General features: G+C 73.0%; 24 protein-coding genes and 1 riboswitch. Of the genes, 5 read left to right on the top strand and 19 right to left on the bottom strand.

Annotated features, from left to right (window positions below):
- Window positions 1–14: 14 nt before the first annotated feature.
- The 10 genes from pheS to ASG76_RS17725 form a co-directional block, all read right to left on the bottom strand.
- Complete coding sequence (gene pheS, locus ASG76_RS17770) at window positions 15–1,112, bottom strand: phenylalanine--tRNA ligase subunit alpha (RefSeq protein WP_056606620.1); 1,098 nt, start codon at window positions 1,110–1,112, stop codon at window positions 15–17.
- A 153-nt stretch (window positions 1,113–1,265) separates the two neighbouring features.
- Window positions 1,266–3,842: a DUF4153 domain-containing protein gene (locus ASG76_RS17765; RefSeq protein ID WP_056606617.1), complete on the bottom strand. Its 2,577-nt coding sequence runs from the start codon at window positions 3,840–3,842 to the stop codon at window positions 1,266–1,268.
- Window positions 3,839–4,552 carry a response regulator transcription factor gene (locus tag ASG76_RS17760; protein ID WP_056606614.1) on the bottom strand — a complete coding sequence of 238 codons (714 nt, stop codon included), beginning with the start codon at window positions 4,550–4,552 and terminating at the stop codon, window positions 3,839–3,841. The genes ASG76_RS17765 and ASG76_RS17760 overlap by 4 nt, the downstream gene beginning before the upstream one ends.
- Window positions 4,553–4,615: 63 nt before the next feature.
- The gene (locus ASG76_RS17755) at window positions 4,616–5,689 is read right to left on the bottom strand and encodes a PAS domain-containing sensor histidine kinase (RefSeq protein ID WP_056606612.1); all 1,074 of its coding nucleotides are present in this window, start codon (window positions 5,687–5,689) and stop codon (window positions 4,616–4,618) included.
- A 13-nt stretch (window positions 5,690–5,702) separates the two neighbouring features.
- Window positions 5,703–5,969, bottom strand: a complete 267-nt coding sequence (locus ASG76_RS17750; RefSeq protein WP_056606609.1) for a DUF4031 domain-containing protein — start codon at window positions 5,967–5,969, stop codon at window positions 5,703–5,705.
- Entirely contained in the window at window positions 5,966–6,760 is a 795-nt protein-coding gene (locus ASG76_RS17745) for a TrmH family RNA methyltransferase (RefSeq protein WP_056606606.1), read from the bottom strand. Before ASG76_RS17745 ends, ASG76_RS17750 begins: the two co-directional genes overlap by 4 nt.
- Before the next feature lie 58 nt (window positions 6,761–6,818).
- A complete protein-coding gene (gene rplT / locus ASG76_RS17740; RefSeq protein WP_056606603.1) occupies window positions 6,819–7,205 on the bottom strand; it encodes a 50S ribosomal protein L20 in 387 nt (128 codons plus the stop codon).
- Between the two features lie 63 nt (window positions 7,206–7,268).
- A complete protein-coding gene (locus ASG76_RS17735) occupies window positions 7,269–7,481 on the bottom strand; it encodes a large ribosomal subunit protein bL35 (protein ID WP_056606600.1) in 213 nt (70 codons plus the stop codon).
- 64 nt (window positions 7,482–7,545) lie between these two features.
- Window positions 7,546–8,211 (bottom strand): translation initiation factor IF-3, encoded by a 666-nt coding sequence (infC, locus tag ASG76_RS17730; protein ID WP_321164097.1) that lies wholly within the window; start codon window positions 8,209–8,211, stop codon window positions 7,546–7,548.
- Window positions 8,212–8,553: 342 nt separating this feature from the next.
- Window positions 8,554–9,126 (bottom strand): SseB family protein, encoded by a 573-nt coding sequence (locus ASG76_RS17725; RefSeq protein ID WP_235529721.1) that lies wholly within the window; start codon window positions 9,124–9,126, stop codon window positions 8,554–8,556.
- A gap of 46 nt (window positions 9,127–9,172) precedes the next feature.
- Between ASG76_RS17725 and ASG76_RS17720 the strand changes: the two genes are divergently transcribed.
- Genes ASG76_RS17720 through ASG76_RS17710 form a run of 3 tightly spaced genes read left to right on the top strand, consistent with a single transcriptional unit; the run spans window position 9,173 to window position 11,383 of the window.
- Window positions 9,173–9,622 carry a hypothetical protein gene (locus tag ASG76_RS17720; RefSeq protein WP_056606593.1) on the top strand — a complete coding sequence of 150 codons (450 nt, stop codon included), beginning with the start codon at window positions 9,173–9,175 and terminating at the stop codon, window positions 9,620–9,622.
- Window positions 9,619–10,836, top strand: a complete 1,218-nt coding sequence (locus ASG76_RS17715) for an amino acid deaminase/aldolase (protein WP_200948235.1) — start codon at window positions 9,619–9,621, stop codon at window positions 10,834–10,836. The genes ASG76_RS17720 and ASG76_RS17715 overlap by 4 nt, the downstream gene beginning before the upstream one ends.
- A gap of 34 nt (window positions 10,837–10,870) precedes the next feature.
- On the top strand, window positions 10,871–11,383 hold the full coding sequence (locus ASG76_RS17710) for a 4-amino-4-deoxy-L-arabinose transferase (protein ID WP_235529717.1): 513 nt from the start codon (window positions 10,871–10,873) through the stop codon (window positions 11,381–11,383).
- Between the two features lie 3 nt (window positions 11,384–11,386).
- Here ASG76_RS17710 and ASG76_RS17705 read toward each other — a convergent pair whose 3' ends face one another.
- On the bottom strand, window positions 11,387–12,361 hold the full coding sequence (locus tag ASG76_RS17705) for a GNAT family N-acetyltransferase (RefSeq protein WP_056606587.1): 975 nt from the start codon (window positions 12,359–12,361) through the stop codon (window positions 11,387–11,389).
- A gap of 33 nt (window positions 12,362–12,394) precedes the next feature.
- Here ASG76_RS17705 and ASG76_RS17700 point away from each other — a divergent pair, with 33 nt between their 5' ends.
- Window positions 12,395–13,324, top strand: a complete 930-nt coding sequence (locus tag ASG76_RS17700; RefSeq protein WP_056606707.1) for an aldose 1-epimerase family protein — start codon at window positions 12,395–12,397, stop codon at window positions 13,322–13,324.
- On the opposite strand, the gene ASG76_RS17695 is transcribed toward ASG76_RS17700, so the two are convergent.
- From ASG76_RS17695 to ASG76_RS17685, 3 genes are read right to left on the bottom strand one after another with little or no spacing between them, the layout of a single operon-like run.
- On the bottom strand, window positions 13,321–13,803 hold the full coding sequence (locus ASG76_RS17695) for a PH domain-containing protein (protein WP_056606584.1): 483 nt from the start codon (window positions 13,801–13,803) through the stop codon (window positions 13,321–13,323). The two genes, ASG76_RS17700 and ASG76_RS17695, sit on opposite strands and share 4 nt — an antisense overlap.
- On the bottom strand, window positions 13,787–14,632 hold the full coding sequence (hisG, locus tag ASG76_RS17690; RefSeq protein WP_056606581.1) for an ATP phosphoribosyltransferase: 846 nt from the start codon (window positions 14,630–14,632) through the stop codon (window positions 13,787–13,789). Before hisG ends, ASG76_RS17695 begins: the two co-directional genes overlap by 17 nt.
- 19 nt (window positions 14,633–14,651) lie before the next feature.
- Window positions 14,652–14,915 (bottom strand): phosphoribosyl-ATP diphosphatase, encoded by a 264-nt coding sequence (locus ASG76_RS17685; protein WP_056606704.1) that lies wholly within the window; start codon window positions 14,913–14,915, stop codon window positions 14,652–14,654.
- Between the two features lie 106 nt (window positions 14,916–15,021).
- On the opposite strand from ASG76_RS17685, the gene ASG76_RS17680 reads away from it, so the two are divergent.
- Entirely contained in the window at window positions 15,022–15,273 is a 252-nt protein-coding gene (locus ASG76_RS17680; protein ID WP_056606578.1) for a DUF3072 domain-containing protein, read from the top strand.
- 13 nt (window positions 15,274–15,286) lie between these two features.
- On the opposite strand, the gene ribH is transcribed toward ASG76_RS17680, so the two are convergent.
- Genes ribH through ribD form a run of 5 tightly spaced genes read right to left on the bottom strand, consistent with a single transcriptional unit; the run spans window position 15,287 to window position 19,395 of the window.
- Window positions 15,287–15,766, bottom strand: coding sequence for a 6,7-dimethyl-8-ribityllumazine synthase (gene ribH / locus ASG76_RS17675; RefSeq protein ID WP_056606574.1), 480 nt, complete (start codon window positions 15,764–15,766; stop codon window positions 15,287–15,289).
- Window positions 15,763–17,028 carry a bifunctional 3,4-dihydroxy-2-butanone-4-phosphate synthase/GTP cyclohydrolase II gene (locus tag ASG76_RS17670; protein ID WP_056606570.1) on the bottom strand — a complete coding sequence of 422 codons (1,266 nt, stop codon included), beginning with the start codon at window positions 17,026–17,028 and terminating at the stop codon, window positions 15,763–15,765. The genes ribH and ASG76_RS17670 overlap by 4 nt, the downstream gene beginning before the upstream one ends.
- Window positions 17,025–17,717 (bottom strand): nicotinamide riboside transporter PnuC, encoded by a 693-nt coding sequence (gene pnuC / locus ASG76_RS17665; protein WP_200948234.1) that lies wholly within the window; start codon window positions 17,715–17,717, stop codon window positions 17,025–17,027. Before pnuC ends, ASG76_RS17670 begins: the two co-directional genes overlap by 4 nt.
- On the bottom strand, window positions 17,714–18,343 hold the full coding sequence (locus tag ASG76_RS17660; RefSeq protein ID WP_056606568.1) for a riboflavin synthase: 630 nt from the start codon (window positions 18,341–18,343) through the stop codon (window positions 17,714–17,716). The genes pnuC and ASG76_RS17660 overlap by 4 nt, the downstream gene beginning before the upstream one ends.
- The gene (gene ribD / locus ASG76_RS17655) at window positions 18,343–19,395 is read right to left on the bottom strand and encodes a bifunctional diaminohydroxyphosphoribosylaminopyrimidine deaminase/5-amino-6-(5-phosphoribosylamino)uracil reductase RibD (RefSeq protein ID WP_056606565.1); all 1,053 of its coding nucleotides are present in this window, start codon (window positions 19,393–19,395) and stop codon (window positions 18,343–18,345) included. The genes ASG76_RS17660 and ribD overlap by 1 nt, the downstream gene beginning before the upstream one ends.
- Before the next feature lie 82 nt (window positions 19,396–19,477).
- Window positions 19,478–19,607: riboswitch (FMN riboswitch) on the bottom strand.
- Window positions 19,608–19,665: the final 58 nt, after the last annotated feature.

The following is a 19,665-nucleotide window of genomic DNA, read 5'->3' as shown; positions in this document are numbered from 1 at the left end:
GCTGCTCTCCCCTCTCAGATCTCGGTGCCGAAGGCGCTGCTGAACCGGACGTCGCCCTCGAAGAGCGGGCGCAGGTCCTCCAGGCCGTGGCGGAACATGAACGAGCGGTCGATGCCCATGCCGAACGCGAAGCCGCTGTAGACCTCGGGGTCGACACCGCAGGCGATGAGGACGCGCGGGTTGACCACGCCGCAGCCGCCCCACTCGATCCAGCCCTCGCCGCGACAGGTGCGGCACGAGGCTGAGTCCACCCCGCGGCAGACGAAGCACCTCACGTCGACCTCGGCCGAGGGCTCGGTGAAGGGGAAGTAGGACGGGCGGAAGCGCGTGGTGATGCCGTCGCCGAAGAGCTGCGAGGCGAAGTGGTCGAGCGTGCCCTTGAGGTGGGCCATGGTGATGCCCTCGTCGACGACGAGGCCCTCGACCTGGTGGAACATCGGCGAGTGCGTGGCGTCGTACTCGTCGGTGCGGAACACGCGCCCCGGGCACACGACGTAGATCGGGGGCTTGCGGGTCAGCATCGTGCGCGCCTGCACCGGGGAGGTCTGGGTGCGGAGCACGACGTGGTCCTCGGCCGGCTCGGTCCAGAAGGTGTCCTGCATGGTGCGCGCCGGGTGGTCGGGACCGAGGTTGAGGGCGTCGAAGTTGAGCCACTCCGCCTCCACGACCGGACCCTCGGCGACCTCGTAGCCCATGGCGACGAACAGGTCGGCGATCAGCTCCGACTGGAGGGTCAGCGGGTGGCGGCTGCCGCGGCGACGACGCGTGGTGGGGAGGGAGACGTCGACCGTCTCCTCGGCGAGCATCCGCTGCTCGTGCTCGGCCTCGAGCACGGCCTGCCGCGCCGCCAGCGCCTGGTTGATCGCACCGCGCGCCTGACCGACGCGCTGGCCGGCCTCCTTGCGCGCCTGCGGCGGCAGCGCCCCGATCTCGCGGTTGGCGAGGGCGAGGGGGGATCGGTCCCCGTTGTGGTCGAGGCGCACCTGCTTGAGGGCGTCGAGGTCGGCGGCGTCGGCGATCGCGGCCAGGGCCGCCTCGCGCATCGCCTCGACCTGGTCGGCCTTGAGCGGGGTCACTTCGACGGGGTCGTAGTCGGTGTTGGGGCCGGACATGGCTCCCTTCCTAGGCGACAGCAGGTCGCCTCCGAGGTGAGATGAGGATGAGCATCGGGTCGGACGGGGCACTCCCCGGACCCACGACGTCAGCTGCCCGACGGACCAGGTCCGGGGCGCAGAAATCGCAAGCTCGTGTCCACGGGCGCGACTCTACCCGCCGAAGGTCGCCCACACGCCCCCGCATTCGTCGTCGCGACCGTTGACGGGGATGTCGATGCGGGCCAGCGCGTCCTCGGCGCGGGCCCGTCCGAGGTTCCAGGCCCGAGCGTCGTCCAGCACCTCGGACGCCATCGAGTTGTACGACAGCACCCGCAGAACGCAGCCCGAGACCTCCTCGGGCAGTCGCTCGACGATCACCGGCGCAGCGTCGGCCGAGAGGGTCTCGAGGTAGCGCAGGTCGAGCTTGCCCGTGGCCTCGTAGCGGTCGAGGTTGCGGCCGGCGACCCACGCGTCCGGGTTGATCGCCGCGAGACCGACGAGCGCGAGCGCACCGGACACGAGCGCGATGCGCGGCAGCCAGCGCCCCATCCCCGCCGCACCGGCGACCATGATCGCCAGCACGACGAAGCCGAGCCAGCCCTCGAAGACGTCGACGAAGAGCCGGAGCGTGGTGAAGCCGTAGGCGTCCTGGTAGACGCTCATCCCGCGCAGCGCCGATGCGACCACCAGGAGCGTCAGCGCGCACAGCAGGCCGACGGCAGCCAGGAGCCACCGACGGTCGGTCGAGGTGTCGGCGACCCGCCGCGAGGCCACCCACACGACGAGGACGGTCAGCGCGGTCGCCAGCGTCAGCTGACCGAAGCCCTGGTGGACGAAGTCGGCGTAGGTCAGGCCCGTCGTGGCCTCGATGTAGTCGCGCCCACCGATGAGCGCGCGCGCCTGGGCGGCGATGAACGCGAGGAACACCGCGTCGACGACGAGGACTGGGACCAGCCACTCGAAGCGGTTGGCCAGCGGCGCGGGCCGGCGTCCGCCGAGCACCTCGACGTCGGCCGGGTTGAGGGCGAGGTAGGCAGCGCCGAGCGTGGTGGCGAAGACGAAGCAGGCGAGGAAGGCGCGCCCGACGAGGTCGTTGAAGCTCAGGTTGGGCACGAGCTGGTCGACCCACGAGCCGAAGACCGGGTTCGCGCTGGCGAAGATCGCGCCGAACACCCCGAGCCCGAGCAGCGACCACGCGGTCGTACGGACCACGGCGGGCGTGCGCGCTCCCGTGCCGGCCAGGCGCAGGGACCGTCCGAACCACGGCAGCCCGCGCAGCGACGCGAGGGGCCAGGAGAGTCCGGCGAGCACGAAGCCGGGCATGGTGCGAGCGCCGGTCACGCCACACAGGAAGACCGCGGTCGCAGCGACCAGGCCGAGCATCTGCATCCACCACGCGTCGAGCAGCGTCATCGGGAGCACCAGCAGGAGGGCGAGTGCGGCGCACGCGAGGGTCCACGGCTCGCGACGCCGGCGCGCGGTGAGCAGGGCAGCCGCGCCGGCGGCGACGGCGGTCACGGTCCAGGTGATGCCGACGGCGGTGAAGGAGAGCGCGATGCCGGCGACGACGCCGGCCGCCGCGGCGGCCAGGACCGTGCGCAGTCCGGCCGGGACGCCGTGCTCGGGCCAGAAGCGGCCGAAGAGCGCGTCGAGACCAGGCTGGGGCCGGGCCGGCGGTGCGGGTGCGGGCGGGGGCGTGGTGGTCGTCATGGTGGGCTCCTCGCTGGGGCTCGGGTCAGGGATCGGGTGCGCCGTCCGGGCTGGTGTCGCGGCCATGGACGGCACGTCGAGCCGGAGCCGGGCGCCGCGGCCGGAGGCGGGGTCGAGGAAGCGCAGGGTGCCCCCGTGGAGCTGGGCGACCCATCGCGAGATGGCGAGGCCGAGCCCGGTGCCGCCGGCCCCGTCGGTGCCGAAGCGCTCGAAGACGCGCTCCCGGTCGGCCGGGGCCACTCCCCTACCCGCGTCGGCGACCTCGAGCCACCAGCCGGCCGACGACCCGCCGGCGGTCACCACGACAGGCGTCTCGCCGGGCGCGTGGCGGCCCGCGTTGTCGAGGACGTTGACGACCAGCTGGCGCAGCCGTGCCGGGTCGGCCCGCACCAGCAGGTCGTCATCCACCCGGACGTCGAAGCGCGCGGGCCGGCCGGCGGTCCGCACCTGCGCCACGGCCTCGTCGACGAGCGCCCGCAGGCCGAGGTCCTGGTGGTCGAGGTGGACCACGCCGGCCTCGAGCCGGGACAGCTGCAGCAGGTCGTCCACCAGGCGGCCGAGGCCCTGCGCCTCGCGGAGCGCGGCGGCGAGGTGGTCGGCGTCGGCCGGCACGACGCCGTCCGCGAGGTTCTCGAGCAGCGCGGTCATCGCCGTGAGCGGCGTACGCAGCTCGTGTGAGACGGTCGCGATCAGGTCGCGTCGCTCGCGGTCGACGGTGGCGAGGTCCTCGGCCATCTTGTTGAACGCGACGGCGAGGCGGCCGACCTCGTCGTTCGAGGTCGTCGACACCCGACCGGAGTAGTCGCCGCGCGCCATCGCGCCCGCCACCTCGGTCATCCGACGCAACGGCGCCACCATGCCTGCGGCGAGGAGCTGGGTGACCCCCAGCGCGAGCGCGACGCTCACCGGCAGCACCAGCAGCGGCGACACGTCGGCCGCGGAGCCGAGGAGGGTGAGAAGCACCGCGGTCACGACCGATGCCGCGACGAGGAGGCCGAGCCTGGTCTTGAGGCTGGAGACGGCGTCGAGGGAGCTCACGCGAGGTCCTCGAGCGCGTAGCCGACACCGTGCACGGTGCGGATGCGCGCCGCACCCACCTTGCTGCGCAACGCCTTGACGTGGCTGTCGACGGTGCGGGAGGCGCTCGCGCTCCCCCACGCGTCGCCCCAGTCCCACACCTCGCGCAGCAGCCGCTCGCGACTGAGCACCTGCCCGGCCTCGCGGGCCAGGCACAGCAGGAGGTCGAACTCGGTGGGCGTCAGGTGGACCGGCTCGCCCGCCACGGTCGTACGACGTGCGCCGGGGTCGATGCGCACCGCGCCGACCTCGAGCGTGGCGGGACGCTCGGCGGCCAGCGCCTCGGCGCGCTCCACCCGCCGCAGCAGCGCCGAGACCCGGGCCACGACCTCGCGCATCGAGAAGGGCTTGGTGAGGTAGTCGTCGGCTCCGACGCCGAGGCCGACCAGGACGTCGGCCTCGTCGTCGCGCGCGGTCAGCATCAGCACGGGCACGGGCCGGTCGGCCTGGATCCGGCGGCAGACCTCGAGTCCGTCGAGACCCGGCAGCATCACGTCGAGCAGCACGACGTCGGGCCGCGACGTCCGCGCGAGGTCGACCGCGGTGGGGCCGTCGAAGGCCTGCTCGACGATGTAGCCCTCGGCCCGCAGGCGCTGCGCGAGCGCCTCGTTGATGGTGTGCTCGTCCTCCACCACCAGCGCGGTGCGCTGATGGTCCGTCCCCGTGGTCATGCTCCGACCCTAGGAGCCCGCAGGCGCGGGAGGCGGGGACGACTCGTGGAGGTTGTGTGGAGGTCAGTCCTGGCGCAGGTCGACGCTGGGCCAGTCGACCATCACGCGCGCTCCGCCACCGGGGGCGTCCTCGATCGTCACCAGGCCGCCGTGAGCCCGCGACAGCCCGCCCACGATGTACATCCCGAGCCCGGTGCCGCCCGACTCGCCCGTGGTCCAGAACTTGGTGAACACCCGCCGCCGCAGCTCGACCGGGATGCCCTCGCCCTCGTCGTCGACGGTGATGCGTACGCCGGGCAGGCTCGGCAGCGCGGCCAGCTGCACGCGCACGACGCCCTGGCCGTGGCGTACCGCGTTCTCCACGAGGTTGGTGACGACCTGCGTGAACTTGTCGGGGTCGGCGAACACCTCGGGCAGGTCGTCCTCCACCTCGAGGACGACCTCGCGTGCGGTGCCGGCCTCGATGGACTCCACCACGCGGCGCACCAGCACCTCGGCGGACGACTCGCGCGGGTAGAGCTGGAGGCGACCGGTGTCGATGCGGGCCACGTCGAGCAGCTCGGCGATCAGGCGCGCGAGGCGGTCGGCGTCGGCGTTCACCGTCGTCAGCATCAGCTTGCGCTGGTCGTCGGTGAGCTTGTCCCACCGGTTGAGCAGCGCCTGGACGAAGCCCTTGACCCCCGTGAGCGGCGACCGGAGCTCGTGGGCGACGGTGGCCACCAGGTCGGACCGGTCGCGGTCGAGGCGGGCGCGACCTCGCCCGCTGCGCAGGCCAACCGCGATGCCGGCGACCGGGCCGAGCCGGTCGTCGCGGATGAGGGTGGCCGTGGTGAGGACCTCCTCGCCCGCGGCGCTGAGCCAGGACTGCTCGGGCACCGCGCGCACGATCGAGATGCTCTCGAAGGGGCGGTTCACGTCGAGCCAGGTGCGGCCGTCCTGGTCGAGCAGCCGGAGGACGTCGGCCAGCGGCATCCCGAGCGCGTGGGCCGGGTCGACGCCGAGCAGGGCCGCGCCCTGGGCGTTGAGGATGGTGACGACGCCGTTGCGGGTGGCGCCGAGGATCCCGTCGGGATAGAAGTCGGCGAGCGAGCGCAACCTGCTGGGCGTGCTGCCGACCCGTCTGCCGCCCTCGTCCATCACGGCGGCAACCCTAGTCGCGCGAGGCGGCCTTCGGGCGCCGCAGGCCCGCGGCGCGCAGGGCGGCCACCAGCTCGCGCGACGTCACCGGGACGGCGCCGGCGGCGACCATGGCGTCGTAGAAGTCGGCCGGGACGTCGTAGTGGTCACGGTCCCAGCCGCGTGCGGGGATGCCGTGGGCGGCCGCGAACGCGTGCGCCTCGTCGTACGACGTGTCGCTGGCCAGGTGCGACCAGAGCCGTTCCCAGCGCGGCACCGCCGGCGGGTCGATGAGGATCACGCGGGACCGCCGCCGGCGCGCTGGGCGCGCGCGCTGGCGTAGAGGCAGACGGCGGCCGCGGTGGAGAGGTTGAGGCTCTCCGCACGCCCGTGGATGGGGATGGCCACCCTGTGGTCGGCCAGGGCGGCGAGCTCCTCGGGCAGCCCCCACGCCTCGTTGCCGAACAGCCACGCGGTCGGACCGGACAGGTCGGCCTCGAAGAGGTCGACCTCACCTGCGCCGTCGGCGGCCAGCACCGTGAGCCCGCGCGCCTGCGCGGCGCGCACGGCGACCGCGGGGTCGGCCTCCACCGCGAGCGGCAGGTGGAACAGGCTCCCGACCGTGGCGCGCACGGTCTTGGGGTTGTAGGCGTCGACCGACTGCCCGGCGAGCACGACGGCGTCGGCTCCTGCGGCGTCGGCGGTGCGGATGACGGTGCCGGCGTTGCCCGGGTCGCGCACGTCGGCGCAGATCGCGAGCAGCCGCGGGGAGGCTCGTACGACGTGCTCGAGCGGCGCGTCGACGTGACGGCACAGGGCCACCAGCCCGGCCGGGCTCACCGAGTCGGACAAGGAGGCCAGTGCCCGCTCGTCGACGAGGGTGATGGTCGCCGACGCGAGGAGGGCCGCGTGGTCGCGGGCGGCTGCCGGGGTGGCGAAGACCTCCACGACGCAGCTGTCGACGCCGAGGGCACCCTCGACGGCCTTCGGGCCGTCAGCGAGGAAGAGCCGCCGCTCGGTGCGTACCGAGCGGCGGCTCAACTTGCGAGCCTCCTTGACGCGGGTGTTCCCGACTGTGAGGGGCTCGCTCATAGGTGCCTACCGTGGTCTCGTGACGGTCGCTGCGCGACCTCCTCGACCAGCGGAGAGATCAGGCGGAGACCTTGGGCGCGTTGACGTCCTCGGGCAGCGCGGCCTTGGCGGCCTCGACCAGCGCGGTGAAGGCAGCGGCGTCCTTGACGGCGAGGTCGGCGAGGATCTTGCGGTCGACCTCGATGCCGGCCAGGCCGAGGCCCTGGATGAAGCGGTTGTAGGTCATGCCGTTGGCGCGGGCTGCGGCGTTGATGCGCTGGATCCACAGCTTGCGGAAGTTGCCCTTGTTCTTGCGGCGGTCGTTGTAGCTGTAGACCAGGGAGTGGGTGACCTGCTCCTTGGCCTTGCGGTAGAGGCGCGAGCGCTGGCCGCGGTAACCGCTGGCGCGCTCGAGGGTGGTACGACGCTTCTTCTGGGCGTTCACTGCGCGCTTGACGCGTGCCATGGTGGTACTCCTTGGTGCAGGGGATGAAGACGGACGGCGGCTGGGCCACCAGGGGGATGAGGCTCAGATGCCGAGCATCTTCTTGGCGCGCGAGACGTCGCCCTTCTCGAGCTCGACCATGCCGGCGTTGCGGCGGTGCTTCTTGCGGCTCCCGGTGGTCGGCGCGGACGCGAACGCAGCACCGGACTTCCGGCCGGCCTGCAGACGCATGATCTTGCCCGAGCCGGTCACCTTGAAGCGCTTCTTCGCGCCCGAGTGGGTCTTGTTCTTCGGCATGTCTGCCTCAACTTCCTTGTGCGTGTGGTTCGGGGTGAGTGCAAGAGCGAGTCGTGAGCCGAGCTCACGCCTCGATCTCGGGGTCCAGGTTCTCGGAGCGGCGACGCTCCTTCTTCTGCGCCACGGGGCCGGCCGCGTGCGCTGCCTCGCGCTCCGCGTCCTCCTCGGCCTTGGCGTCGGCACGGGCCTGCGCCTTGGTGGCGCGGGCGGCGTCGGCGTCGATCTTGGCGTCGGCCTTCTTCTTGTGCGGGCCGATGACCATGGTCATGTTGCGGCCGTCCTGCTTGGGCGAGGACTCGACGAAGCCGAGCTCCTGCACGTCCTCGGCGAGCTTCTGCAGCAGGCGGAAGCCCAGCTCGGGACGGTGCTGCTCGCGACCGCGGAACATGATCGTGATCTTGACCTTGTCGCCGGCGCCCAGGAACCGCACGACGTGACCCTTCTTGGTCTCGTAGTCGTGCTTGTCGATCTTGGGACGAAGCTTCATCTCCTTGATGATCACGTTCGTCTGGTTGCGTCGCGACTCGCGAGCCTTCTGGGCGTTCTCGTACTTGAACTTGCCGTAGTCCATGAGCTTGCAGACCGGGGGGCGTCCCTGCGGGGCGATCTCGACGAGGTCGAGGTCGGCCTCCTGGGCCAGCTTGAGTGCCTGGTCGGTCGGCACGATCCCAACGGTCTCGCCGTTGGGTCCGACGAGCCGGACCTCGGGTACGCGGATCCGCTCGTTGATGCGCAGCTCGGTGCTGATGGGTCCTCCAGTGGTTCGGGTGGGTGGGAGCCCCTCGCGCCGGGTCGTGGCCCGAAATGCACGATGGCTCCCGCTGGTGCCAAGCGGGAGCCAGTCATCACACGCCGCCCCTCTCGGGGTGAAGTGCTGCGCACTGCTGTTGCTCCAGGACGTGTCCTCGGGCGACAGTGGTGACGCGTGGACCGGGACCCGACGATCTGTGGTGCAGGGCGATCGGTGCGGGTGGGAGACGGTGCTGCTGCCTCCGCTTGGCGGGATCGGTGACGCCGGTGGATCTGGGTGGTGCATGGCGACACTGATCGGTCAACACCGAAGGTTAGCCGATCATTCCGTCGAGGGGCCAATCCAGCCGTGCCCCGCCCCCGCACCGTCCCCCACCCCGTCCCCGATGGCGACCAGTCGCCAGCCCGAAGCCAGCCGGGCGAGGTCGTCGCCGTCGACGACGTACGTCGCGGGGCCGGCGAGGTCGACCAGCAGGGCCTCGGCCCCGTCCTGCACCGCCGCGGTGGCCGCGGTGGCCGCCGTCACCGGCACGGGCCGCGCCTGCGGGTCCCAGCGCGCCATGGTCTCGGTGGAGGTGAAGGCCAGCAGACCGGTGCTCCCGTCCGCGGCCCGCACGAGGACCGCGGCCATGTCGGAGGACTTGTCGTGGGCCAGCCCCTGCTCGTCGAGCTCCACCTCACCCAGGACTGCCACCACGGGCACGAGGAGACGCGCGTCCTGCAGGACCGACAGCACCGCGCCGGACGAGGCGGTGCCGGCCCGGTGGTCGTCGAGCGCCCGGCGAACGCGCGGGTCGGCCGCGCCGCTGTCGTCGGCGAAGCCCGGGTCGGGGATCGTGCGCACGAGCGCCTCGCCCGCGGAGTCGGGCTGGGCGTCGGCGTGGTCGTGGGGCACGCCGCCATTGTCCTCCAGCCGTGGCGCGCTGTGGGACTCTGGGGGCGTGGATGGGACTACGTGGGCCGCACTGACCGTCGCCCTGACCGTCGCGGGCGGCATCTGGACCTGGATCGCGTTCGGCCGTCGCGGCGCCGCCAACGGCCTGCGCGCCCTGGGCTTCACGCTGCTGCCCGCTGCCGCCTGGCTGACCGGGACGCTCGAGATGGTCGTCGACATCGCCGGCTCGGTCACCGGCTGGGCCACCGGGCTGGTCTTCGACGTACGCACCTGGAGCGGGGTCGGCCTCGCCGGCCTCGCGGTCCTGCTCTTCCTGGTCAGCGGCTTCCTGCGCGACCGCCAGCTCGGTCGCGCCCAGCGCACCGGCCGGGGACGCGCCGCCGAGCCGGGGGCCCTGCCGCCGGCGTCGTCCGGGCGAGCGGGCGCCAAGGGCTCCCCCGTCGACGACGAGCTCGCCGACATCGAGGCGCTGCTGCGCAAGCGCGGCATCGAGTGAGCGACCACTTCGTCGACCGCAACCGGCTGTGGTCGCGGCTGAACGCCGCCGTCGGCGCGTTGCCGGAGCCTCCCGCCACCCCGATCGCGGTCGTCGACCTCGAGGCCTTCGAGGCCAACGCCGACGACCTCGTCCGCCGGGCCGCGGGCAAGCCGGTGCGGGTGGCGTCGAAGTCGCTGCGGGTGCCGGCGCTCATCGAGCGGGCCCTGGCCCGTGAGGGGTTCTCCGGCGTCCTCGCCTTCACCGTCGCCGAGGCCCTGTGGCTCCACGACACCGGGATCAGCGACGACATCGTGGTCGCCTACCCGTCGGTGGACACCGCAGCACTCGGTCGCCTGGTGGCGTCGCCGTCGGCGGCCGCGGCGATCACCGTGATGGTCGACGACGTCGCGCACCTCGACGTGATCGACTCCGTGCGCACCCCGGGATCGTCGCCCGTGCGGGTGGCGCTCGACGTCGATGCCGGACTGCGGCTGGGAGGGCAGCACATCGGGCCCAAGCGCTCCCCTCTCTTCGACACCTCCGACGTGGTCGCCCTGGCGCGGCGCGTGGTCGAGCGCGACGGCTTCCGGCTCGTCGGCGTGATGACCTACGAGGGCCAGGTCGCCGGGGTGCAGGACGACGTGCCGGACCAGCGCACCAAGTCGCTGCTCGTGCGCCGCCTGAAGCAGGCGTCGATGGCCCAGCTCGAGGTCCGACGGCGCGAGATCTCCGAGGCCCTCGCACGCGTGGTCGAGCTGGAGTTCTGGAACGGTGGTGGCTCCGGCTCGGTCGAGGCCACGGCAGCCGACGGTGCCGTCACCGAGATCGCTGCGGGGTCGGGCCTCCTGGTGCCCGGGATCTTCGACCACATCGCCTCCTTCACCCCCCGCCCGGCGGCGTACTTCGGGCTGCGGGTCACCCGCAAGCCCAGTCCTTCCCTGGCGACCGTCCACGGCGGTGGCCTCGTCGCCAGCGGTGCCACCGGCGCGGACCGCTCCCCCGTGCCGTGGGCACCGCCGGGGTTGCACCTGACCGGCCTCGAGGGCGCCGGCGAGGTGCAGACCCCGCTGACCGGCCACCCGGCCGCCCTGCTCGCCATCGGCGACCTGGTCTGGTTCCGGCACGCCAAGTCCGGCGAGCTCTTCGAGCACGTGCGCGACGTGCACCTGGTGCGCGGCGAGTCGGTCACCGAGGTGGTGCCGTCCTACCGCGGCTGCGACCGTGCCTTCTGACCCGCGACAGGTGGCGGCCCGCGTCGTCGCGCGAGTGACCTCTCAGCCGCCGACGCTGGGCGCCGGCAGGCTGGTGTGCGTCGACGGTCCGGCCGGGTCGGGCAAGACGACCCTGGCCGCGGCGCTCGCGGACCTCGTGCCGGACGCGCAGGTGGTGCACTGCGACGAGATGCTGCAGGGCTGGCGGGGCCTCCCCGGGCTGGCGGAGTCGGTGGAGCGGCTGGTCACGCCGATGGTGTCCGGCGGCGCCGGCGCGTGGCGTCGCTGGGACTGGGCGGCGGACGACTGGGCCGAGTGGCACTCCGTCGCCCCCGGTGGGCTGCTGGTGCTCGAGGGCGTGGGCTCCTGGTCGCCGGCGATCGCACCGGCGGTCGGTTGCCTGGCGTGGGTCGAGGCCGACAGCGACCTCCGCCTCGCGCGCGGGATGGCCCGCGACGGCGAGGCGATGCGCCCGCAGTGGCTGCAGTGGCGCCTCGACGAGGACGAGCTCTTCGCCCGGCTCGGCACGCGTGGGCGCGCCGACGTCGTCGTCACCACCGACGAGTGAGCCCTACTCGGCGAGGACCTCGTCGCCCGGCTCCTCCAGGTGGAAGAAGTCCTGGCGGTAGACCTGCTCGAAGCCGGCCCGCTCGTAGATGCCCAGCGCCCCGGTGGGGTTGGCGGTGTCGACGTTGAGGGTCGCCCGGTCGTAGCCCTGCTCCCGGCACCGCGCCAGCACGCCGGCCAGCAGCGAGGAGGCCAGGCCACGGCCGCGGTGGGCGGGCAGCGTGCCGACAAACGGCACGTAGGCCTCGCGACCCGGCCCCGGCGCGAGCGGTACGGCGTACTCGTGCGCGAAGACGTAGGCCGCGACCCCGCCGTCCGGGCCGCGCGCCACCAGGGAGAGGTCGTGGCGCGCGTGCGAGGCTCCGATCATGAATGCCTGCCAGAAGTCCGGGTCGGACGGGCTGCCGTCCGGGTAGTCGGCGAAGGCGGCGTTGTGCGCCACGCGCAGCTCCTCGGCGTCCGCCGGGTCGAACGCGGACACCGTCACGTCGGCAGGCCACACGAGGTCGGGCACGTCGCCTGCCAGCGGTGCGCGCATGAGGAAGCTGTGGCGGCCCGGCGACAGGCCCGCCGAGAGGAGCAGGTCGGCCTGGTCGGTGCGCCCGGCGAGGGCCTGGCTGGCATAGCGGGCCGGGCGGCCCGGGGCGTCATGCGCGTGGATCGTCCGCGCCCGGTCGAGCGAGCGGGCGAGCATCTGGGTACCGATCCCCTCCCCCAGGCGCTGGGGATCGACGTCGCCGAACAGGGTGAACCGCTGGCCGGCGTCGTGGGGACGGCCGGGCAGGACGGTCGTGTAGGCGACGAGCGCGGCGCCGTCGTAGGCGCCCGAGAAGATGCTGTCGGGCAGGTCGGTCATGAGCTCGACGACCTCCCTCTCGGCCAGGCAGAAGCCGGTCGGGTGGTCCGCCTCGATGCGGCTCATCAGGCCGGCGAGGGATTCCGCGTCATCGGGACCGAGGTCCCGCGTGGTGAAGACCATGGAGGAACGCTAGTGCTGTCTAGGGTGACCGGCATGGTCCTTCCCAGCGGTGAGCAGTACGAGATCTCCGCGGCCGGCTACGTCGCGGTCGTCACCGAGAGCGGCGCGGCCCTGCGCACGCTCGCCCACCACGGACGGGCGCTCGTCGACGGCTTCGGCGAGGACGAGATGTCGGGCGGCGGGCGCGGCCAGCTGCTGATGCCGTGGCCCAACCGCATCCGCGACGGCCGCTACTCCTTCGGCGGTCGGGACCTGCAGCTGGCGCTGAGCGACCCCGGCCACGGCAACGCCTCGCACGGGCTGGCCCGCTGGGCGGCGTGGACGGTGGAGGAGCACACCGGCACCTCGGTGTCGCTGACCTACCGCGTGATGGCGCAGAGCGGCTATCCCTGGACGCTCGACCTGCACGTGCTCTACGACCTGTCCGCCGACGGGCTCGTGGTCACCCAGACGACGACCAACCTGGCGCCCGAGCCGGCGCCGTGCGCGAGCGGCGCGCACCCCTACCTGGCCGTGGGCGACGCGATCGAGGACCTCGAGCTGCGGCTGCCGGCGCGCACCCGGCTCGTCGCCGACGACCGGCAGCTGCCGACGGGCACCGAGCCCGTGTCCGGCCCCCACGACTTCACCACCGCACGCCGCATCGGCGACACGGTCCTCGACGACGGGTTCGGCGCGCTCGAGCACGAGGACGGCCGCGCCACCACCACGCTCGTGGACCCCGCGACCGGCCGCGGCGTCGCGCTGTGGGTGGACGAGCGACACCGGTGGCTGCAGATCTTCACCCCGCCCTCCGACGGCGGGCGCCCCGGCATCGCGGTCGAGCCGATGACCGCTCCCGCCGACGCCTTCAACTCCGGGACCGACCTCGTCACGCTCGCCCCGGCCGGATCGGCAGGCGACGAGCTGTCGGTGTCGTGGGGCATCCACGCCCTGCAGCAGGACGCGGCGAAAGACCGCTAGACGGCAGGCGCCTGCCGGTCGATCAACGCCCGCAGCTGGCGTACGCCGTCACGCGCGCGGCGGCCGTCGGACCCCTGGAGTGCCATCACCGAGATCGTGGTGCCGTCGGCCAGGTCGAGGGTGGCCCAGGGGGCGCCCTCGGGCAGGTGGATGGCGAGCACCTGTTCCCACGCGAGGTGTCGGGTGTGGAAGCCGTTGACCACGACCAACGCCTCCATCTCGGCCGTCACGCGGGCTCGACCGAGCGCCCAGCCGCACGCCACGAGCGCGGCGCCCATCGCCAGCACGGTGAGCCGCTGCAGCACGTCGAACCGCTCGCGCACGGAGTCGTCGAAGCCGAACCACGCGGCCGCGCACACGATGAAGAGCATCGACCCGAACCCCACCACGGCATAGCGCACGCCCATCGGGCGCCACGTGTGCGGCAGCGACGGCAAGGGCGCCGCGCCGGGGCGGGGCGGCTCAGAGCCGGCAGGCATGGATGTCCGTGAGCAGGATCGCCCGGGCGCCGAGGGAGTAGAGCTCGTCCATGAGCCGCTGCGAGCCGGCGCGGGGAACCATCACCCGCACCGCGACCCAGTCGGCCTTGCCGAGCGGGGAGATGGTCGGGCCCTCGCGCCCCGGGGCGAGCTCGGTCGCCTGCTCGAGGTGGGCGCGCTCGATGTCGTAGTCCATCATCACGTAGCTGCGGGCGACCAGCACGCCCTCGATGCGACGGCGGAAGATCTCGAAGTCGTCGTGGACCACCCCGCCGCGCGTGATGAGCACGGCCGCGGACTCGAGGATCACCTCGCCGAAGGTCGCCAGCCCGGCTGCCCGCAGGGTCGAGCCCGTCTCGACCACGTCGGCGATGACGTCGGCGACGCCGAGCTGGATGCTCGTCTCGACGGCGCCGTCGAGGCGGGTGACGGTCGCGTCGATGCCGTGGCGGAACAGGTAGTCCTCGACCACACCGACGTACGACGTCGCGACCCGCAGGCCCTGGAGGTCCTTCACAGTGGAGTAGCGCCCGGCGGGGCCCGCGAAGTGGAAGCGCGAGCGGCCGAACCCGAGGTCCATGACCTCGTCGGCCTTGGCGCCGGAGTCGAGCAGCAGGTCGCGGCCGGTGATGCCGACGTCGAGCGTGCCCTCGCCGACGTAGAGCGCGATGTCGCGCGGGCGCAGGTAGAAGAACTCGACGTCGTTCTCGGAGTCGACGAGCGCAAGCTCCTTGGAGTCGCTGCGCTGGCGGTAGCCTGACTCGCGCAGGATGTCGGTCGCGGCCTGGGACAGCGACCCCTTGTTGGGGACGGCGATGCGGAGGGTCATGCGGGGTTCACCGGTTCTCTCACAGGTGTGCGTAGACGTCGTCGAGGGTCAGGCCGGAGGCGAGCATCAGCACCTGCGCGTGGTAGAGCAGCTGGCTGATCTCCAGTGCCGTCGCGTCCTTGCCCTCGTGCTCGGCGGCCATCCAGGACTCGGCGGCCTCCTCCAGGAGCTTCTTGCCGATGGCATGGACGCCGGCGTCCAGCTGGGCGACGGTGCCTGACCCCTCGGGGCGCTCCTGAGCCTTGGTGGACAGCTCGGCCCACAGGTCCTCGAACGTCTTCACGAGGGGCAAGCCTACGGCGCAGCGCGCGGGCGCCGGTCGGGGGTCCCGGTGGCGGACCACCCCGCGGGAGGGTTGCGCAGTCGGTGGCGCGACGTACAGTCGCAGCATGACTGAATCGAACACGCATTCGGACGACCGGCCCACCACCGGGGAGACCCTCGGCGGCCCGCAGGGCGACAGCACGCGCAAGGACCCCGAGGAGTGGGTCACCGGCGACGAGCCGATGACCGGCGCGCAGCGCAGCTATCTCGACACGCTGGCCCGCGAGGCCGGCGAGGAGCTGCCGGGCGACCTCACCAAGGCCGAGGCCTCGGAGCACATCGACCGGCTGCAGGCCGGCAACGACCGCACGTCCTGACCGCGGCCGCGGGTCACCGCGCGCGCAGCCCCCGCAGCACCCTCGCGGTGTCGAGGGCGGCCGCGGTGGCCTCCCAGCCCTTGTCCTCGACCGAGCCCTCGAGCCCGGCGCGGTCGAGGGCCTGCTGCTCGGTGTCGCAGGTGAGGACACCGAAGCCGACCGGGACCGCGTGGTCGACGCTGACCTGCGTCAGCCCGTCGGTGGCGGCCAAGCAGACGTAGTCGAAGTGGGGCGTGCCACCGCGGATCACGACGCCGAGGGCGACCACGGCGTCGTAGCCCTCGCGGGCCAGCGCGGCGGCCACGACCGGGAGCTCGAAGGTGCCCGGCACGCGGATGACCTCCGGCTCGCTGATGCCGTACGCCGCCAGGGCGCGCTCGGCGCCGCCGACGAGTCCGTCCATGACCTGGGTGTGCCAGCTCGCCGCGACGACCGCGACCCGCAGGTCGCCGGCGTCGAAGGGCTGGGACGTGGGTGCTCCGGCGCCACTCACTGGGCACCTCCTTCGGTCTCGGTGCCGCTCAGTCCGGGCAGGTCGTGGCCCATCCGGTCGCGCTTGGTCAGCAGGTAGGTGAGGTTGTGGTCGTTGGGGCGGGGCGTCAGCGGCACCCGCTCGGCCACGTCGATCCCGAAGTCCTCGAGGCTGGCGGTCTTGTCGGGGTTGTTGGTCATCAGCCGCACCGAGGAGATGCCGAGGTCGCGCAGCACCTGGGTGGCGGTGCCGTAGTGGCGCGCGTCGGCGGGCAGGCCGAGGTCGAGGTTGGCGTCGACCGTGTCGCGTCCGCCGTCCTGCAGCTGGTAGGCCTGCAGCTTGGCGACGAGCCCGATGCCGCGGCCCTCGTGACCGCGCAGGTAGACCACCACTCCCCTGCCCTCGGCGACGATGCGCTCCAGCGCCTCGTCGAGCTGGGGGCCGCAGTCGCAGCGCTCGCTGCCGAAGACGTCGCCGGTCAGGCACTCGCTGTGCACCCGGGCCAGCACCGGCTCGTCGCCGCTGATGTCGCCGTGCACCAGCGCGACGTGCTCGCTGCCGTCGATGGTGATCCGGTAGCCGAAGGCGGTGAACTCGCCGTGCCTGGTGGGCAGGCGCGTCTCGGCGACCCGCTCCACGTGGCGCTCGTGGCGCCGGCGGTAGCGCACGAGGTCCTCGATCGAGATCATCGCGAGGCCGTGCTCGTCGGCGAACTCACGCAGCTCGGGCGAGCGCTTCATGGTGCCGTCGTCGTTGACCACCTCGACGAGCACGCCGGCCGGGGTGAGCCCGGCGAGCACGGCCAGGTCGACGGCTGCCTCGGTGTGCCCACGCCGCACCAGGACCCCGCCCTCGCGGTAGCGCAGGGGGAAGACGTGGCCCGGACGGGTGAGCTCCCACGGCTCGGTCGCGGAGTCGGCGAGCGTGCGTGCGGTGTGGGCGCGGTCGGCGGCGCTGATGCCGGTGGTGACGCCGTCGCGGGCGTCGACCGAGATGGTGTACGCCGTGCGCAGCCGGTCCTTGTTGTGGGGCGTCATGAGCGGGATCTCGAGCCGGTCGAGCATGTCGGCCGGCATCGGCACGCAGATGACGCCGCTGGAGTGGCGGATCGTGAAGGCCATCAGCTCGGGGGTCGCCTTGGCGGCGGCGAAGATGATGTCGCCCTCGTTCTCGCGGTCCTCGTCGTCGACGACCACGACGGCCTTCCCCGCGGCGATGTCGGCGATGGCCCGCTCGACCGGGTCGAGGCGGACCCGGGTGCCGCTGTCGGTGGGCGCGCTCATGCCGACACCGTCTCCTTGGTCTCGGGGGTGTCGACGACGGTCCGGCTGGCCCGCAGCCACACCACGAAGCCGATCACCACGAACACGGCGTAGAAGAGGTACATCCCGGCGGTCGGGTAGTAGCCGGCCTGCACGAGGGTCGTGACCCCGACGACGTCCACCAGGATCCAGATCAGCCAGAACTCCACCCAGCCACGGGCCATGCCGTAGGTCGCGAGCATCGAGCCGGCGAGGATCCAGGCCTCGGTGACCGGGCCCCACGAGCCGAGCACGCGCGTCAGCAGGACGTACGCCGCTGCGTAGCCGACGACACCCAGCACGAGCAGTTGGACCCGCTCGGCGCCGGTCGCCCACCGGGGGGCGATCGCGCCGCCGTCGGAGGCGCCGCCGGCGTCGCGCAGGCGCGACCAGCGCCACCACCCGTAGAGCGACACGGCGGCGAAGAACACCTGCCGGCCGGCCTGGCCCCACAGGGGCTCGTCGATCTGGCCGGACAGCTCGCCGGTCGCGAAGACGGTGAAGAGCAGGACGTTGCCGACCAGCCCGATGGGCCAGGCCCACAGCAGACGCTTCATGCCGAGGATCGCGCTGGCGAGGCCGAAGAGGTTGCCGATCACCTCGCGGGCACCGAGCTCGCCGCCGGGCACCGGGATGGTGCCGTGGATGAGCCATTCGAGCAGGGACATCATTCTTCCTCGTCGTTCGGGGTGGTGGTGGGAGTCGGGAGGTAGCCGCCGAGCAGCTTCTCGACGTGCTTGGCGATGACGTCGGCCTCGAGGTTGACCAGGTCGCCGGGCCGGCGGCTGCCGAGCGTCGTGCGGGCGAGGGTCTCGGGGATGAGGCTGACGGTGAAGCTGGCCTCGCCGGCCTCGACCACGGTCAGGCTCACGCCGTCGACGGTGATCGAGCCCTTGTCGACGAGGTAGCGCGCGAGGTGGGGCGGGAGCGAGACCTCGACGACGTCCCAGTGCTCGCTCGGGGAGCGGGAGATGATCTCGCCGACGCCGTCGACGTGGCCCTGGACGATGTGACCGCCGAGGCGCTTGTCGACGGTGACCGCGCGCTCGAGGTTGACCCGGTCGCCCGGCGTCACCGCGGCCAGGGAGGTCTTGTCGAGGGTCTCCTGCATCAGGTCGGCGGTCCACCGGCCCTCGCCGAGCTCGGCGACGGTGAGGCAGCACCCGTTGACCGAGATCGAGTCGCCGAGGCCGGTGCCCTCGAGCACGGTGCCTGCCTCGATGGTGAGGCGGATCGCGTCGCCCTGGTCGGTGACCTCGGCGACGGTGCCGAGCTCCTCGACGATTCCGGTGAACATCAGGTCCTCCTGGGAAGGGTGGTCGGCCTCATGGTGAGGCGCACGTTGGTGTCCTCGCCGTCGTGCCCCCGCAGCACGGTGACGTCGGTGACGTGGAGGTGCACCGCGTCGGCGATCGTGGCGACGCCGAGGTCGGCCACCGCGCTGGCGCCCGACCCGAGCAGCATCGGCGCGACGTAGGTGACGACCTCGTCGACGAGCCCGGCCGTCAGGAACGCCCCGGCGAGCTGCGGCCCGCCCTCGAGGAAGACGTGCTGGCGGTCGAGCTCGTGCAGCCGCGCCAGCGCCTCGTGGGGGTCGCGGGTGCGCAGGTGCACGGTCTCGGCGCGGTCGTTGAGGACCCGTCGGTCGGCGGGCAGGTCGCGCAGGCCCATCACCGCGCGCAGCGGCTGGTCGGTCACGGGCTCGTCGACCTCGTCGCGCACGGTGAGCTCGGGGTCGTCGACCAGGACGGTCCCGGTGCCGACGAGCATGGTGTCGCACAGCGCGCGCAGGCGGTGGGTGTCGAGCCGGGCGGCACGGCTGGAGACCCACCGGCTGGTGCCGTCGGCTGCTGCGCTGCGGCCGTCGAGCGTCGTCGCGAACTTCCACGTGACGAACGGGCGCCGGCGCGCGATCGCGAAGGTCCACGCCCGGTTGAGCGCCTGGGCCTCCTCGATCATGACGCCGCCGACGACCTCGACGCCGCCCTCGCGGAGCCGTCCGGCGCCGCCCACGGCGACCGGGTTGGCGTCGGGCTGGGCGAACACGACACGGCGTACGCCGGCCGCGAGGAGCGCCTCGCTGCAGGGACCGGTGCGCCCGGTGTGGTTGCACGGCTCGAGGGTGACGACCGCGGTCGCGCCCCGGGCCGCATCGCCGGCCTCGGCCAGCGCGGCGGCCTCGGCGTGCGGGGTGCCGGCTCCGCGGTGGAAGCCCTCGGCGATCGTCGAGCCGTCGGGCGCCAGCAGCACGCAACCGACGCGGGGGTTGGGTCCCATCGGCACGCCGGGCGTGGCCGCGATGGCCAGCGCGCGCTGCATCGCGAGCCGCTCCGCCTCGCTGGTCGTCATCTCCGCCTCCGGTCCGTGGGTGGACTCAGGGGGGCGGGCGACGGGACCGGCCGCACCCGGAAGGCGCGGTCGCGGAGCTCGTCAGCGTGCACTTCTCATCCGGACTGTGACCGTCGGTCCAGGATTTCCACCTGGTCAACCGGCCACTGGCGGTGGTCGGGTCGCGGACTGTGACCGCCGGTGCGGAGTTCCACCGCCCCCAGAGCACGCAAGCTCTTCGTGGTCGCAACTGTGCCACAGCGCCGCGCATTCCCTCGCGGGTGTCCGGCC

It is taken from the genome of Nocardioides sp. Soil774 (genome assembly GCF_001428125.1).
Lineage (GTDB): Bacteria > Actinomycetota > Actinomycetes > Propionibacteriales > Nocardioidaceae > Nocardioides.
This window is presented reverse-complemented; position numbering and strand designations above follow the sequence as displayed.